This window comes from Clostridium aciditolerans (assembly GCF_016316925.1).
GTDB lineage: Bacteria > Bacillota > Clostridia > Clostridiales > Clostridiaceae > Clostridium_AM > Clostridium_AM aciditolerans.
Map to the genome: position 1 here is coordinate 30,923 of NZ_JAEEGB010000018.1, position 17,421 is coordinate 48,343.

Genomic DNA, 17,421 nt, shown 5'->3' on the forward strand with positions numbered 1-17,421 from the left:
ATTTATTATAAGTTCATACTATTATAGTATAATTAAAGTATCAACAAACAAAATTTATAACTGTTATAGTACAAAATTAAGGGAGCTGTTTAAATTGCTAAAATATCAGCTGATTGTTCAATATATTAAAAATGAGATTTTAAATGGAAATCTTACAGCAAAGAAAAAATTACCTTCTCTAAGAAGTATATCTCAATTATTTGAATGCAGTATCGGTACTGTTTTAAAAGCATATAATGAGCTCGAAAAGGAACATATCATTTATTCATTATCTAAAAGTGGATATTATGTATTAGAAAGTGATTTCTCCAGTGATAATTCTTTTGAAAATCCTCTAATTGACTTTTCCTCAGGAGCTCCTGATATTGATACTCTGCCCTATAAAAATTTTCAACACTGTTTAAATAATGCTATAGAACTTTATAAAGAAACGCTATTTACTTATTGTGATCCTCGTGGGTTAAATTCGTTAATTCAAGTTTTAGCTGACCATCTTAAAGAATATCAAATATTCACCAAGTCATATAATATTGTTATAACTACAGGATCTCAGCAAGCTTTAAATATTTTAGCAACCATGCCATTTCCAAATGGAAAGTCTAATGTTCTTGTTGAACAACCAACTTATTATGGAATAATTAAATCTCTAGAATTAAACAATGTTTCTGCTCTAGGAATTGAAAGAGGATTAAGTGGTATTAATCTTCATGAATTAGAAAAGCTATTTAAATACGGTAATATTAAATTTTTTTATACTATTCCTAGGTTTCATAACCCAACAGGAAACTCATATACTAGAGAAGAAAAAGAAGCAATAGTTAAAATGGCGGAAAAATATAATGTATATATAATTGAGGATGATATCATGGCGGATTTAGAAATAGATAAAAAATCAGATCCTATGTTTGCCTATGACACTTCTTCAAAGGTTATTTATCTAAAAAGCTATTCAAAAATTCTTGTTCCCGGTTTAAGAATTGCAGCAGTTGTACTACCTAAGCTGCTAATGAATACTTTCCTAGAATACAAAAAATGGGTGGATATGAATAGCCCAATCTTATCTCAAGGTGCTTTGGAAATTTACTTAAAGAGTGGGATGTTTAATAAACATAGGAAAAAAATCAGTAAATTATATTCCGATAGAATGAGCTGTTTAAAAGATACGATTTCACTATTTCAACATCCTAAAATAAAATGGAATGTACCTAAATCAGGATATTTTGCATGTATATACGTAGATAATGAGTTGAGATATGAGAAGATAATAAACACATTATCCAATAAGAATATACAATTATTAGATACAAGTACATGCTTTTTAAGAGAATATAAAACTAATAATTATTTTAGAATTAGTATAAGTAAAGTTAATGAGGACAAAATTAAAATAGGTATTCCTATAGTGTTAGATACTATACGAAAACATTTAGTCGATAAAAATTCTGATTTTAATTATTATCCTAAAATATAACTTTACATGTAAATTAAACTTAACAGGAAAAACTACATATTTTATTGACAAACTGAATAAAAAAATCTATACTTACAAGGTATGATAAATTTAGACAAAAATTAAATAATATATTGTTAGGTGAGGCTCCTATACTAGATATACGCTACTGCCCAAAAATATCGAAAGATGCCAATGGGTCAACAGGTACTGCCGGATTAAGGTTTTACTTAATGTAGCTGAGTTTAACTCAAAGCTATATAGTGCTAAAGCTCAACGAAGGATATTTGTAAGAATGTTTATTTATTCGTATTTGGAGTTTTAGAGCCTTTTTTAGGGCTCTTTTATTTTTTTCTATATAAGGATCATATGAAAGAAAATAACTAGTAAGTAAGCTAGTGTGTTTTCCGTCATAGGTCTAAGTCAATGAAAGGTGGCGGTGGTTATGGATACAGAGGATGGTGATAATTATTGATTAAATAAGAAGGAGAGTGAGTAAAATGAAAGTAGAAAAGACAATAGTTAACAGGAAATTTGGATTTCTCGATATAATTATATTTCTAGCAATTGCATCAGTATTATATCTAGCAATTTCCCCAGGAATAAGAGGGAACGTAAGCACTAGTGGAATACAGGTTTCAACGGATATAAGAAATCTCCCAATGTATGTTTTAAAATCAGTTGGTAGAATGACAGCAGCATATATTTTATCCTTAATATTCACACTTGTATATGGATATATTGCGGCACACAATGAAAAAGCTGAAAAGATAATGGTACCAGTGTTAGACATACTTCAATCTATACCAGTATTATCATTTTTACCAGCTGTAGTTTTAGGCCTGATAGCGGTATTCCCTAATAATAATGTAGGTTTGGAATTATCTTGTATTATATTAATATTTACAGGTCAGGCTTGGAATATGACTTTTAGCTTTTATCATTCTATAAAAATACTACCTAAGGATTTAAAAGAAGCTTCTAGCGTATTTGGATTAAATAAGTGGCAGAATTTTAAAAAGTTAGAGGTTCCATTTTCAATTATTGGATTGGTCTGGAATAGTATGATGTCTTGGGCAGGTGGATGGTTCTTTCTTATGGCTTGTGAGATGTTTACATTAAAGGGTAAGGACTTTAGACTGCCAGGTATCGGTTCTTTTTTACAAACTGCAGCAAGCCAAGGAAATACTAGAGCATTAACATGGGGAATCGCTGCATTAATACTTGTTATTGTTCTTTTAGATCAATTGTTCTGGAAACCTGTAACTGTTTGGGCAGATAAGTTTAAAATAGAGCTCACTGAATCAAATGAAGCACCTCGATCCTTTGTTCTTACTCTTTTAAGAAGATCTGTAATTATTGAATTTTTACTTGAAAAAATATTTGAACCTTTTGCAGAAAAAATAAATAATTTTATAGATAAATTTGTAGTAAAACTTTCAAATAGAGAAGAAACTAAAGGCAAAGGTATAGGTTTTACAGTTAAATGGATTTTTAGAATATTAATTTGTGGATTACTTTTATATTCAGGATTCAATGCTTTTAAGCTGTTAATGCAACTTTCAAAAGATGAGTGGGGAAGAATACTACCTGCTGTAGGTTACTCCTTTTTAAGAGTTATTGCAGCTCAAATTATAGCACTAATATGGACAGTACCTGTAGGAGTGGCTATAGGTATGAACAAAAAAATTGCAAATATTCTGCAGCCAATTATTCAGGTTGTAGCATCAATCCCTGCAACGGCACTTTTCCCTGTTATATTAGTATTTTTTATGAATGAACTTGGCGGCTTGAATGTTGCTTCTGTGCTTTTGATGCTTATGGGAACTCAGTGGTATATATTATTTAATGTAATTGCTGGAGCAATGGCTATTCCTGAAGATTTAAAAGCGGCGGCAAAGACTTTTGGAGTAACTGGATGGAAAAAATGGAAGATACTTATTCTTCCTTCAATATTCCCTTATCTTTTAACTGGTATGGTAACGGCTACTGGTGGATGTTGGAATGCAAGTATTGTGTCGGAGTATGTTAACTTCGGAGGAAGAACTGTATCAACAATAGGTCTTGGAGCTCTTATATCAGAAGCGACAGAAAAAGGAAATTACCCTCTACTTCTAATAGGAACTTTAGTTATGTGTATTGTGGTAGTTGGGGTTAATAAAACCCTATGGAAAAGATTATATACCTTATCAGAAGAAAAATTTAAAATAGAACTATAAAGGGGTGGGAAATATGAAGAATGCAAAAGAGTTTATAAAGGTTAAAGGAATTACAAAATATTTTGGTGGCTCAGATAAGCCTACTTTAGAAGATATAAATTTAACTATAAATGAAGGTGAATATATAGCTATACTAGGCCCTTCTGGATCAGGTAAATCAACACTTTTGAGGACTATAACTGGTTTGGTAAAACCCGATAATGGTGAAGTGATTTTTGATGGACAAAAAGTAACTGGAGTAAATCCATATGCTTCTATCGTTTTTCAGACCTTTGCCCTTTACCCATGGCTTACTGTTCGTGAAAATGTTGAGCTAGGACTTAAGGCTAAAGGATTCCCAAAGGATTATATGAGAAGAAAGGCTGAAGAACTTATAAGTCTAATAGGTCTTGATGGATTTGAGGAAGCTTATCCTAAAGAGCTTTCTGGTGGAATGAGGCAAAGAGTAGGCTTTGCTAGGGCATTAGCAGTAGAGCCAAAGCTTTTATGTTTAGATGAACCTTTTTCAGCATTAGATTTTTTAACTGCAGAGAATTTAAGAACGGAACTAGTTGAATTATGGCAGGAAAAAAGAATGCCTATAAAAAGCATTATAATGATTACTCATGGTATTGAAGAAGCAGTGCTTATGGCAGATAAGATTGTAATGCTTAGTAGAAATCCTGCACATATAATTGCAGAGATAAAGATAGATCTTCCGCATCCGAGGAATAGAAAATCACCGGAGTTTGAAAGGCTAGTAGATAGTGTGTATAAGCTATTAATTAAGGGGAAAATTGAGGATAACGAAGAGGAAAAGTTAAGTAAAAGCATAAGTTCAGGTAAGGAAAAAGAAGCTGGGGAAAAGCCAGTTCAGATTCCAAATGCCCATGTAGGTGTGATGTCAGGTCTCCTTGAACTTATAGATGATAATGGAGGAAAGATGGACATATACCAATTAGGAGGAGATTTAATGATGGAAATAGATGATCTTCTTCCTAATATAGAAGGTATTTCTATGCTTAACTTTGCAGAGGTAAGAGAAGGAGATATTTTTATAACAGAGCTTGGAAGAGAGTTCGTAGAATTAGAAAAAGATGAAAGTAAAGAACTGTTCAGAAAGCAACTAGAGAATATATCTACTTTCCGACTTATAATGAATGTTTTAAACAATAAGAGAAATCATACCATGAAGGAAGAGTTTTTTAAGGAGTTATTTAAGAAGCATTTCCCACAGCATGAAATGGAAGGAATAATGGACATTATAATAGACTGGGGTAGATATGCTGAACTTTTTAATTATGATCGTGATTCTGAAGAACTTTATTTAGACAATGAAGAAAATGAAGAGATTTAGGTAGAAGAATATATAGAATGAATTGATTGGTATATTACTATTATTTGAAACCACATAAATAGGCCTTGAACTTTTTAAATGTTCAAGGCCTATTTATATCTTATGAATTCATTATTCCTCTTTAGGAAAATTTAAGAATTAGTTAATGTGAATTTAATGATAGAGCACTATGATTAATACATAGAAGGTCACACATACTTTCTAAATTTTATAATGGCTTGGAGGATAAAATATGAATAAAAAACTTATTGCAATGGTAACTAGTTTAGTTATAGGTGGAACTGTACTTTTTGGAACTGCCTATGCGAATGCTTCACAACTATCAGGTTATGAAGCTTATAAAGCAGCTATAAAGGATACTAAAAACGTAAAGAATGAAACTGCAAATTTAAAAGTATCTGTATCTGATAATGGTAGCAATATAATTGACATGAGTACTAATGCTAAAATTAATTTAGCTTCTAATGGTATGAGTCAAGTAACTACAGTAAAATCAGGAAATGGAAGCCAAACCTTTAGCACATATACACAGGATGGAAAAAGTATTTCTAAATCAAGTAATAGTGATGTATACAATGTAAGAGAAAATAAACATAAAAATACAAATAAAAAAGACAAGGCTGAAAATCCTGAAATAGCTAAAAGTGTAGAAACTGTAGTTGATACTTTAGTAGGTAACATGAAAAATAATGTATCTACAGCTGATAATAATGATGGTAGCAAAAAAGTATCTATAAATTTAAATGAAAATGAAGTAACACCATTAGTAAATGCTTTAGCATCAATGGCTATGGTTAAAAATAGTGATGAACCAATTCACAATAATAAAGCTGGAGATGTTAATTTAAGAAACATACTTCCACAGCTTCAAAGCAATATAAAAATCAAGTCTGTACAAGTAAATGGAGATATCAATAAGAACGATATACTTGACAATCAAGTTGCTAAAATAGTTTTAACAGGTACAGATGCTCAGGGAAAAACACATGAGATTACTATAGATGCTACTTTAGATTTATCAAATATAAACAGTACAACTCCAGACACTGTTGATTTAACTGGAAAACAAGTAAAAACTATAACTGGGCAATTTAGAGAAAGAGATTAACGATTGGATTCCCGAAAAATCTAATAAGAGAAAGATCAATACTGTAAGAATTGGGCAAGTTAACATCTTGCTCAATTTTTAATATTATTTGTAGAGGGGAAATAGTATGGAAAAGGTTTTAGAAGTAAAGAATTTAGCTAAGCTCTATAAGAATGGAAGAGGGGTAAAAGATATAAGTTTTGATGTCTATAAAGGAGATGTTTTTGGCTTTCTTGGACCAAATGGTGCAGGTAAAACTACGGTAATGAAGTCAATTATGGGATTAAATATGTTTGAGAGTGGGGAAGTTAAAATCTTAGGTTTTAATATAAAGACTCAATTTGAAAAAGCTCTAGGGAAAGTAGGAGCAATTATTGAAACAGCGGATGCTTATGAATATATGAGTGCATATAACAATTTAAAAATAGCTTCTAGATTCTATAGTAATATTAAAGAATCTGATATAGATGAAATACTTGAAATGGTTGAACTAAAGGAATTTAAAGATGAGAAAGTATCTAAATTTTCTTTAGGGATGAAACAAAGGTTGGCCTTAGCTTCAGCACTTTTGTCTAAACCTGAGTTGGTAATTTTAGATGAACCTACTAATGGATTAGATATAGAAGGCACAGTTCAAATGAGAAACTTAATAATCCAGTTAGCTAGTGAGAAAAAAATAACATTTTTTATATCCAGTCACCTTGTACACGAGATAGAGCTTATGTGCAGTAAAGTGGCTATAATTCATAAAGGTAAATTAATAAATTCAGGAGAAGAAATAAATAATATAAAAGAAAAGTATGCCTCCTTAGAGGATTTCTATATGGATGAGATAAATAAAAGGAGGTTAAAGTCCTAAATGGACTTTAACGGGTAATTTTGCTGGTGGAAACGAGCAAAATCACCCAGTGTTTCGACTGAAAGGAGAAATGAAGATAATGAATAGCCTTAAAGCAAATATAATAAATGAAATTCAAAAACTTTTCCTAAAGAAAAAGATAACAGTATTTTTAGCAATTACAGCTATTATATGCTTTCTATCAGCTTTTTTTATTTCCAGTATTCAAGCAAAGCTTGTATTTGTAGCTTTAGATTCTTTGAGTTTTCCGTTGATGACATTAAGCATATTTACTAATGTATTCTTACCTTTATTTATATTTATGGTAGTGTCAGAATTATTTTCAGGCGAAGTTGGAGATAGGTCCTTGAAATTAGTACTTATAAGGCCTATAAATAGATTGAAAATTTTTACTTCTAAGAATGCGGCAATAGCTGTATATATTATTATAAACTTATTAGTTGTTCTTATTGTATCTATGATTTCTATAATGTTTTTACATCAAGGCCCTATGATTCAGAGTATTTCACAAATTATTTTTGCATATTTTATTGATATAATTCCAGCAGTAGTTTTGTCTATATTTGCGGCTTTTATAGCACAGTTTTTTAAAAGTAGCAGTGGAGCGTTAATTACATGTGTTTTATCTTTTATTGGTATTAAAATATTATCATTATTTATAAAAGGACTTAATAATATTATTTTTACATCTTATTTAAACTGGTATTCAATTTGGTCAGTAGGGAATACTAGTTTTTTAAGAAACATTAACACTCTATTTATGATGTTATCCTATGCGGCAATCTTTTTTACAATGGGTTATTATGTGTTTGACAAAAAAGAGGTATAATTTTTAAAATTTAAAGGGGATATATATGAAAATAGGAAAATTAGCAAGGAGAGTGATAACAATCCTGGCAATTGTTATCACAGCCTGTGTTATTATATTTTTTTCCAGAGAATTCATTTCTAATTATTTTGTAAGATTTAATATGAGCAGTATGCAATTACCTGAAAAGGGATCAAAGGTAATAGTATTTTCTCCACATAATGATGATGAAGTACTAGGAGCTGGAGAATTTATAAAGAAATCTATTGAAAATGGTGCTGAGGTAAAGGTTGTATTAATTACTAATGGCGATGGTTTTAAGAGTGCCGTGCAGCTAGATTATCTTAATCCATTTCCTAAACAAAGTGATTTTGTGAAATTTGGTTACACAAGACAACAGGAAAGTATAGATGCATTAAAAAGACTTGGGTTACCTGAAGAAAATATAATATTTTTAGGATATCCAGATGGTGGAATGGCATATCTTTGGAATTATAATTGGGATAAAAGTAATCCTTATACGAGTAGCTTTACTCAATCGAATAAGTCCCCTTATTCTAATAGTTATACAAAGGATGTTACTTATGCTGGGGAAAATGTAGTTGCTGACATGACTAAAATAATTAGAGAGTATAAACCAAACTATATAGTTATGCCTCATCCAAATGATAGACATCCAGATCATTGGGCGGTTAACGCTTTTGTTGAATATACTTTAACAGCTATGAATTACACACCTAAAAAATTATGGTTATATCTCGTGCACAGAGGTGATTGGCCAACACCACTCGAAAGAAATACCTCTCTTTATTTAGTGCCACCAAAAAAGCTAATAGGTATAGGTACTAATTGGTATGCTTTAGATATGAATAACAATGATATAGAAGAAAAAGCTCAAGCTATTCAAGATTATAAAACTCAATTTAGAGCATTAAAGCCGCTTATAACTGCTTTTGAGAGAAAAAATGAGCTTTTAGGCGAATACCCAAATTTCAATAGTATAAAAAATGTGAGAAATGATAATGAGATAAAACCTGAAGAGAGAAATAAAATAATTACTGATCCATTGCAAGATACATTAACTTTGGAGATTAGTAGAAATGCAGATATTACAGGAGTGTACGCAGAAGTTTCTAAAGAAAATAATTTACATATTTTTTTAGAAGCAGATTCAGAAATCGAAGAGCTAACTACCTATGATGTAAATGCTATACTCTTTAATAAAGATAAAACATCTAGGCTTAGTCTTAAAATAAAAGATAATAAGATGGTGGCTGAAAATAATTCAAGTATTTCAATAACAAATATAGAGGGAGCAAATCATTCGATATCAGGAAAATTCATACACATTATTATTCCAGGTAAAAGCTTAGGAGAATTTAATCATATGTTTATAAACGCTACAACATCTGTAGGAGAGCATATGCTGGATAAAACTGCATGGAGGATGGTAGACGTAAAATAGTATATTAAATAAAAAAGAGAGATACTAGAGTGAGGCAGGATGCACCAAGGATGATTAAGGCAAGAGGATTGACAGCAATTATTATAGAATCAGAGGTTGCAACTGCTAAAATGTTTGAAAGGATATGAAATTATGAATAATGATAAAGAATTAGCAATAAATATAGCAAATAATATAAATGGGCACCTAGGAACTAATGCAGAAACAAAGAAAATCCCTGTAGGTATTTCTAATCGTCATATTCATTTAAGTCAGTTTGATTTAGAGATACTTTTTGGTGAAGGTTATCAGATGAGTAAATTAAAAGATCTAAAACAACCAGGACAATTTGCTGCAAATGAAACAGTTTGTATTGCCGGACCTAAAGGAAGTATTGTTTTAAAAGAAAAAGCAATAATTGCTAAGAGACATATACATATGGCACCTGAGGATGCACAAATATTTAATGTAACAAACGGTCAAAAAGTTTGTGTAGCTATTTCTGGAGAAAGAAAAGGGATATTGGGTGAGGTAGTAGTTAGAGTAAATCCTAATTATAGCTTAGAATTTCATGTAGATACTGATGAAGCAAATGGCATGGGATTATCTTCAAAGGATACTGTTGAAATAAGCACATTGATTTTATAACAGGTTTCATTTTATAATTATGTATTAAAAAAAGGCACTATTTATATAATAATTTAATAAATAGTGCCTTTAACTTAGGTATAAATATTCAATTTTTAGAACATATCTTGGCTTTTAGCTACAGCCTGTAGTTGAACCACAGTCAAGACAAACCATGCAGGTACCATTTCGTACCATTCTAGTGCTTGCGCAAGTTGGACAGCTAAAACCATAAAGTCTTTCTCCATCTACCTTTTTTGTTTTAAAGTTATTTTCACATGTTTCAGATGAAGCCACAGCCGTTTCAAAATTAGTAGATAAACTATCTTCACCATAATTTTCAGGCTTAACCTGACATCTTGAGAAATCCCCAAGTTCAATATCAATTACCTTACTAATTAAATCAGATATAGAAGTAACATATTTGATATAAGGATGTTTCTGCACAAAACCATATGGCTCATACTTTTGAGCTCTAAGCATTCTTGCTATATCTTGAGGAGGTACATGATATTGAAGCATTACAGATATTGATTTAGATAATGAGTTTAATAATCCTGTAATTATAGTTCCTTCTCTATCTGTAGTTATATATATTTCAGAGATTTCACCATTTTCACGTCTATTAACTGTAGTGTATATTTTAACATCATCTATTTGAGCTGGATGCGTAGTGCCACGACGTATGCCTACAGGTTTATCACGTCTTGAATATCTAACCCCTTTTTGAAGTTCTTTAGCACGCGCGAGAAGCTGATTATAAGTTAAGTTCTCAAGCTTTGAATCGGAGGCGTCAGTTAAACTCGTATTTAATGGTTGTGATGCCTTTGAGGAATCTCTGTATAACGTAATTCCTTTAACTCCTAACTTCCAGGAGGATAAAATAACATTTTTAAAATCATCTACCGGTGCTGTCTTAGGTAAATTAACAGTTTTGGATATTGCCCCAGATATAAGCGGAGTTATACAGGATACCATAAGTACATGGCCCGTTGGAGCTATATATCTTTCACCACTTCCGCAGCGATTTGATGTATCAAATATAGCTAGGTGCTCATCTTTTAAATGAGGTGCTCCTTCAATTTTACCATCTAATATTTTCTCATAAGTAAATCCATTCTCTGTTACAGTTTCTTTTTGTACTACGTAATCTAAAATATCGCTAATTTGATCCTTAGTATAGCCAAGCTTTTTTAATGCAGCGGTTATAACTGGATTTATTATTGTCAAGAATCCTCCGCCAGAAAGCTTTTTATAAACGATATGGCTAAAGAATGGTTCTATTGATGTAGCACTGCAATCCATAGCAAAAGATATAGTACCAGTAGGAGCTATAACTGAAACCTGTGCATTTCTATAGCCGAATTTTGACCCTAAGTCTAGTGCTTTAACCCAAGCATTTTTAAGAGTATGGCTAATATATTTTAGACCTTCTTTTTCTAAAATTTCATGATTTACTTTTAGTGGATCATAGTTTAATCCTTCAAATTCATCAGAAAAGTCCATGTTTATACCTTGGTTAACTAAAAGCTTAGAATTTACTCCCGCAGCTCTTGAGTGATTCCTAATAACTCTCATCATATAAGGCTTATTGATTTCAAATTTTTCAAAAGAGCCTACTTCCTTTGCCATAATTGAGGATACATAATAAGAATATCCTGTTAAAGTACCAATTAAGGATGAAGCTAAGGCTCTAGCTTCTTTGGAATCATAAGGGTATCCCATCACCATAAAAAGCGATGCAATGTTAGATATACCTAAGCCTGTTGGTCTGAACATATACGTTTTTCTTGCTATATCTTCTGTAGGATATTGGCCCCATTGTATTGAAGCTTCAAGTATTAGTTGTGTAAGTCCTATTATATGTAAATACCCGTCTATATCAAATTTACCTGTATCTATATTATAAAATTTATATATATTTATTGAAGCTAAATTACAGGAGGAGTCATCTAAAAATGCGTATTCTCCACAAGGATTTGTAGAATTAATTTTATTATAAGGAGCATTTAGAATTCCGTCCTCTCCGGCAGGACATGTATGCCAAGCGTTAAAGGTATCGCTGAACTGAGGTGCAGGATCTGCACACTGCCAAGCGGAAAAATTAAATGATTCCCATAGCTCTGAAACCTTTGTCACTTTATTTAATTTTGAATCCACTCTGCCCTTAAGTTCGATAGTTGCATCAGGTTCTTTATCCAGATTATCAACTTTTTTCATAAAGTAATCAGAAAGTCTTATGGAATTATTGCTGTTTTGACCTGAAACTGTTTCATATGCTTCGCCATCAATATCTATGTCATAATCCATCTTTCCAAGAGCTCTAACTTTATTCTCTTCTTTTGCTTTCCAGGTAATAAAATCCATGATTTCTGGATGGTCTATATCAAGACATACCATTTTTGCAGCTCTTCTAGTAGTTCCGCCAGATTTTATAGCCCCAGCATTTCTATCTAAACCCTTTAAAAAGCTCATAAGCCCTGAGGATACTCCGCCACCTGATAGCTTTTCACCTTTCGCTCTTATACATGAAAAGTTTGTGCCTGTGCCTGATCCACCCTTAAAAAGCTTAGTTTCTGTAACATATTGTTCAGAGATTGAATGATGTCCTAAAAGTTTGTCTTCAATGGACAATATAAAACAAGCAGATGCCTGTGTTCTTGAATAGTTGTCTGGACTTTCAACGACTTTGCCTTCCTTTTCATCAAAGTAATAATTTGATTGTTTATTTCCCTTTATTCCGTAAGACTGAGCCAGCCCTGTGTTAAACCACTGAGGTGAATTAGGTGCATACATCTGATTTAATAGACCATAGACACATTCATCATAAAAAATAGAAGCCTCTTCATCCGTTTTTATGATACCTTCATCTTTTAGTGCTTCACACCAGAAGTTAACCATTCTATGTGCTACAGCTTTCATGCTGTTTTCATAGCCAATTTCATTAGGTATTCCTGCTTTTCTAAAGTACTTTGAAGCTATAATATCGCAGGCTGTTTGAGAATAATGCTCAGGAAACTCTAAGTCTTTCATATCAACTAATACTTTGCCAGTTTTATGATCTTTTAAAAATACGTCGACTTTTTTCCATTTAAATAAATCGAAAACTGTTTTACTGCTATCCTTTGACAAATCCTTTGTGTAATATCTTTTTAGTAAATCCTTTATGTAACTCAACCCAAGCTACCTCCTTGTATGTGTTAATATAAATAGTTTATATATAAATTGCATATAATGGAAACTTAATATACAGGAATATATATACAATCTTACTACATGTAGTGGTATTAGAAAAAAATAACCACTACATGTAGTGATGATATTATTATAGACTACATGGATATTAAATTCAACAATAACAATTTTACATAATCGAGCAAATTTCACGGTTAATAGTTATTAATCGCAAGTATTTATTAATTTGTAGAATATATTAAATATAATTTTACCCATGGATATTTTGTTTAATCATTTAACTAATTTGAAAAATTAGGTATAATTTATATAATAGGATAAGTATTTTAGACAAGATTTTATTATATCTAAATTTTATAGATTAGGAGATGATTAGATGATTAGAAATTTTAAGGATGAAACTCCTAAAGTGCATGAGAGTTGTTTTGTGGCTGATAGCGCTGAAGTTATTGGAAAAGTAACTTTAGATGAAAAGGCAAGTGTATGGTTTGGAGCAGTAATTAGGGGTGATAGTAATACTATTCATATTGGAAAAGGCTCAAATATCCAAGACAATTGCACTGTTCATGCAAATATTAGTGGTACACCTACTGAGGTGGGGGATTACGTAACTGTTGGCCATAATGTAGTTTTACATGGATGTAAAATTGGAAACCATTCATTAATCGGCATGGGATCAATTATATTAGACGGCGCGGAAATAGGAGAAGGAACAATGATTGGTGCTGGAAGTCTTGTACCACCTAATAAAAAAATACCTTCTGGAGTCTTATGCATGGGGTCACCAGCAAAAGTTATTAGAGAACTTTCAGAAGAAGAAAAGGAATATGTTAAAGGAGCAGCAGAGCATTATTTAGAAGAAGCTGAAGCATATAAATAGGATTCTGAAAATACCAAGGGAGATAAAATATTTATTCCTTGGTATTTTAATTTTTTGTTCACCTAATTAAAAGTATAATTATAAAATGTTATTAGTAATCAATATTAGGTGAATAAGTATGGAGATATTAAAATTAGGTTCTAGAGGAACTGAGGTAATGAAAATACAGGCAGTCTTAAAGAAAATAGGGTATAATCCTGGACCGGTAGATGGTGTATACGGAAGAATGACAGAAGAAGCTGTAAGAGCCTTTCAAAGGGATAATGGCTTGACTTCAGATGGAATCATAGGACCAGCTACTTATAATGCACTGGAAAAATTTATAGTTGGTTATGATACTTACACTATAAAAAGTGGTGATACGCTTTATAGTATTGCGGCAAAGTATTATACACAGCTCTATAAAATAATAGTAGCTAATCCAGGAATCGACCCTTATAACTTAAGGCCTGGATCAAAGATTGTAGTACACTATGGAATTGATGTTGTTGATACTAATGTTAATTATACTTACGATATATTAAAACGCGATTTACAGGGATTAAAGGCTAGGTATCCATTTATAGAATTAGGTTCTGCAGGAAATAGTGTACTTGGAAGAGAGCTATATTATGTTAGACTTGGTGATGGTCCTAATCAGGTCTTTTATAACGGGGCACATCATGCATTAGAGTGGATTACTGCACCGCTTCTAATGAAATTCATAGAAAATATGGCTAAAGCTTATACAGAAGCTAGAACTATAAGAGGTTATAATATAAGTGAAATATGGGGTAGAAGTGCTATATTTATAATGCCTATGGTAAATCCAGACGGAGTCGATTTAGTAATTAACGGTCTTAGTAGAAATAACCCTTATTATAATGATTTGATAAAATGGAACAATGGAAGCACTGATTTTTCGAAAAATTGGGAAGCTAATATAAGAGGTGTAGATCTAAATCATAATTATAATGCATCATGGGAGTTATCAAAAGAAGCAGAGGCAGCTTACGGAGTACATGGACCTGGTCCAACAAGATATTCAGGACCTTATCCAGAGTCGGAGCCGGAAACTAAGGCCGTTGTTAACTTTACAAGGGCACATAATTTTAGATTAGTTTTAGCTTATCATTCTCAAGGAGAGGTTATCTATTGGCAATATGATGAAATGACTCCTCCTGAATCTAAAAAAATAGGAACACTATTTTCACAAGTAAGTGGTTATTCCTTAGAGAGCACCACTGGAATAACTTCTTACGCAGGGTATAAGGATTGGTTTATTAAAGAATTTAGGAGGCCTGGATTTACTATAGAAGTAGGTAAAGGAAAAAATCCTCTGCCATTAACTCAGTTTGATAAAATATATAGAGATAATGAAGAGCTACTAATATTAGCATCAGTAGTTTAAGTATATATTAAATCTTGCATAGCTGAAGCTTGACTATCTTTAATTCGTAATTTAAAAATTATGCGACGCAAAATTTTTATCAGAGGACAATTGACAGAGGACAGAGGACAGTGAAGGAGGATTTTTCTCCACTATGTTACGAAAAATCTTTAATTATATTATAAGCCGATGTTTGAGATTAGTGAAACGAGTCTCAAAAATAGTTTGTGTCAAGTTCTAGTGGATAATTTATTTTTTTAAAATTTTCCATTATGATTCAGTTAAAATTTTTATTCCTAAAGGGCTTCGCCCGTAGCCCGAAAGGGCGTACTTGTGCCGTTAACTTTTTACGTAGAAGTAAATAAGTTCACTAAAATTTCTTTCTTGAAAAAGCTTTTATGGCTTTTCTGACATTAGTTTGGCGCAGCCTGTAATTTTTAACCTTTGAATATAGCTATTAAATAAGCATCTGAAACAGAGCATTGACAAATTGATACAGCCTAACGGCTTGCGACAAAGTCGCCTAGTGTTGAAAAATAATTAAAGATTTTTCGTAGTGTAATGGAGAAAAATCCTCCTTCACTGTCCTCTGTCAATTGTCCTCTGTCCTCTCAAAAAAATTGCGTCGCAAAATTTTTATTTTACGAACTGTAGTTGGTTATATAAATTTTTTTTTATTTAATCAAGTTTTGGGATAAATTTTTATAAACATAAAAAACTATATAATAAAATATTCTCCACGAGGGTGATCAGATGAAAAAAAGGATAGTTATATTTATTCTAACGATTATAGTCCTGATTAGCGGCACTGGTTATGCTAAACAGGATAGATATGAAGTTCACTTTTTAGATGTAGGGCAGAGTGATTGTATTTTAATTAAAGCGTGGAATAAAAATTATATAATAGATACAGGAGCAGCATACTATTTTGATAGAATTTTAAAATACCTAGAATCGAATTCTATAGATAAAGTAGACACGATTATACTTACTCACTATCATGATGACCATTATGGTGGGCTCTTAAGATTAGTTCAAAGTAAAAAAGTAAAAGATGTGCTAATACCTAATCATTATGATGAAATAAAAATTAATCTATATAAAGGATTAGCTCAAAGTGGAGCAAAAGTAAAAAATATAGGTGAGGGTTGGAAACTAAAAAAAGGGAAGGTGGAACTAGAAGCAGTAGGGCCTTTGAAAGAGGATGACATGATAGAAAATAATAATTCAGTAGTAATAAAGGGAGAAATAGATGGAATAAAATATTTATTTGCTGCTGATTGTGAAAAAAATGAGGAAGAAGATATGTTAAAAGAGGGTGCTATTGAAAAGTGTGATATTCTAAAGGTACCACATCATTCATTAGACACTAGCAGTACAGAAAACTTCATAAGCGTTGTAAAACCCAAGGTTGCTATTGTGACTTGTGATGGTATAGGAACACCAGATGATAATATAATAAGAAGAATACATAACAAGGGAGCTCTGGTCTTAAGAAGTGACTTGCACGGAAATATAGTAGTTAAAAATGATTTTATAAGATGCGATAAAAATGGAATTAATATAAGGATAAATAAAAATTAGAAGTATGCTGATGAATACAGCAACTTCTTTTATATTTTATTTATAAACTAATATACCTGCAATGCCTGAAACAGCTATTATTAGGATTGGATGAAGCTTTTTGGATAATAGTAAAGCCATAATAAAAATTCCTATAAAAACACTTTTTACATCATGATAAGATTCCTTGGCTAGAGATAAAAAAGCAGATATTATAAGACCTATAAGAGCAGGGCGCATTCCAAGAAGCACGGATTTCATTGCTTTGGATTCTTTAAATTTCATTATATAATGGGTTGCTATAGAAACAAGGAGAAAAGAGAAGGTGACAACACCTATAGTTCCAGCAACACTTCCATAAAAACCATAAACTTTATATCCTACAAAGGTAGCAGAATTTATGGCAATAGGCCCAGGAGTCATCTGAGAAATACCTATTATATCTATAAAATCTTTATAATTGATCCAATGATGATTTGAAACAATTTCTCTTTCAATTAAAGGCAGCATTGCATATCCGCCACCAAAGCTAAAGGCTCCTATTTTTAAAAATGTCCAAAATATTTGAAGTATTATGTGCATAG

At 31.6% G+C, this 17,421-nt stretch carries 13 protein-coding genes and 1 riboswitch; of the genes, 11 read left to right on the forward strand and 2 right to left on the reverse strand.

The features are described 5' to 3' along the window. The first annotated feature begins 94 nt into the window (after positions 1-94). The 8 genes from I6U51_RS15600 (at position 95) to I6U51_RS15635 (ending at position 9,851) form a co-directional block, all read left to right on the forward strand. Positions 95-1,471 (forward strand): aminotransferase-like domain-containing protein, encoded by a 1,377-nt coding sequence (locus I6U51_RS15600; RefSeq protein ID WP_211143514.1) that lies wholly within the window; start codon positions 95-97, stop codon positions 1,469-1,471. A 105-nt stretch (positions 1,472-1,576) separates the two neighbouring features. After that, positions 1,577-1,742, forward strand: a riboswitch (M-box (ykoK) riboswitch). Positions 1,743-1,950: 208 nt separating this feature from the next. Further along, positions 1,951-3,669: an ABC transporter permease gene (locus I6U51_RS15605; RefSeq protein WP_211143515.1), complete on the forward strand. Its 1,719-nt coding sequence runs from the start codon at positions 1,951-1,953 to the stop codon at positions 3,667-3,669. A 13-nt stretch (positions 3,670-3,682) separates the two neighbouring features. Beyond that, positions 3,683-5,005 (forward strand): ABC transporter ATP-binding protein, encoded by a 1,323-nt coding sequence (locus I6U51_RS15610; protein WP_211143516.1) that lies wholly within the window; start codon positions 3,683-3,685, stop codon positions 5,003-5,005. A 232-nt stretch (positions 5,006-5,237) separates the two neighbouring features. Further along, positions 5,238-6,113 (forward strand): hypothetical protein, encoded by an 876-nt coding sequence (locus I6U51_RS15615; protein ID WP_211143517.1) that lies wholly within the window; start codon positions 5,238-5,240, stop codon positions 6,111-6,113. Positions 6,114-6,219: 106 nt separating this feature from the next. Further along, positions 6,220-6,951, forward strand: a complete 732-nt coding sequence (locus tag I6U51_RS15620) for an ABC transporter ATP-binding protein (RefSeq protein WP_211143518.1) — start codon at positions 6,220-6,222, stop codon at positions 6,949-6,951. Between the two features lie 79 nt (positions 6,952-7,030). Then, positions 7,031-7,780, forward strand: coding sequence for an ABC transporter permease (locus I6U51_RS15625; RefSeq protein WP_211143519.1), 750 nt, complete (start codon positions 7,031-7,033; stop codon positions 7,778-7,780). A 25-nt stretch (positions 7,781-7,805) separates the two neighbouring features. Beyond that, a complete protein-coding gene (locus tag I6U51_RS15630; protein WP_211143520.1) occupies positions 7,806-9,224 on the forward strand; it encodes a PIG-L deacetylase family protein in 1,419 nt (472 codons plus the stop codon). A 132-nt stretch (positions 9,225-9,356) separates the two neighbouring features. After that, on the forward strand, positions 9,357-9,851 hold the full coding sequence (locus I6U51_RS15635) for a PduL/EutD family phosphate acyltransferase (protein WP_211143521.1): 495 nt from the start codon (positions 9,357-9,359) through the stop codon (positions 9,849-9,851). A 114-nt stretch (positions 9,852-9,965) separates the two neighbouring features. Here the strand turns inward: I6U51_RS15635 and I6U51_RS15640 are convergent, their stop codons facing one another. Next, a complete protein-coding gene (locus tag I6U51_RS15640; RefSeq protein WP_211143522.1) occupies positions 9,966-13,007 on the reverse strand; it encodes a vitamin B12-dependent ribonucleotide reductase in 3,042 nt (1,013 codons plus the stop codon). 394 nt (positions 13,008-13,401) lie between these two features. Here I6U51_RS15640 and I6U51_RS15645 point away from each other — a divergent pair, with 394 nt between their 5' ends. The 3 genes from I6U51_RS15645 (at position 13,402) to I6U51_RS15655 (ending at position 16,858) form a co-directional block, all read left to right on the forward strand. Continuing rightward, positions 13,402-13,905, forward strand: coding sequence for a gamma carbonic anhydrase family protein (locus I6U51_RS15645; protein WP_211143523.1), 504 nt, complete (start codon positions 13,402-13,404; stop codon positions 13,903-13,905). Between the two features lie 118 nt (positions 13,906-14,023). Beyond that, positions 14,024-15,295, forward strand: coding sequence for a M14 family metallopeptidase (locus I6U51_RS15650; protein ID WP_211143524.1), 1,272 nt, complete (start codon positions 14,024-14,026; stop codon positions 15,293-15,295). Positions 15,296-16,027: 732 nt separating this feature from the next. After that, complete coding sequence (locus I6U51_RS15655; protein ID WP_211143525.1) at positions 16,028-16,858, forward strand: ComEC/Rec2 family competence protein; 831 nt, start codon at positions 16,028-16,030, stop codon at positions 16,856-16,858. A 36-nt stretch (positions 16,859-16,894) separates the two neighbouring features. On the opposite strand, the gene I6U51_RS15660 is transcribed toward I6U51_RS15655, so the two are convergent. After that, positions 16,895-17,419 carry a chromate transporter gene (locus I6U51_RS15660; protein WP_211143526.1) on the reverse strand — a complete coding sequence of 175 codons (525 nt, stop codon included), beginning with the start codon at positions 17,417-17,419 and terminating at the stop codon, positions 16,895-16,897. Positions 17,420-17,421 lie beyond the last annotated feature (2 nt).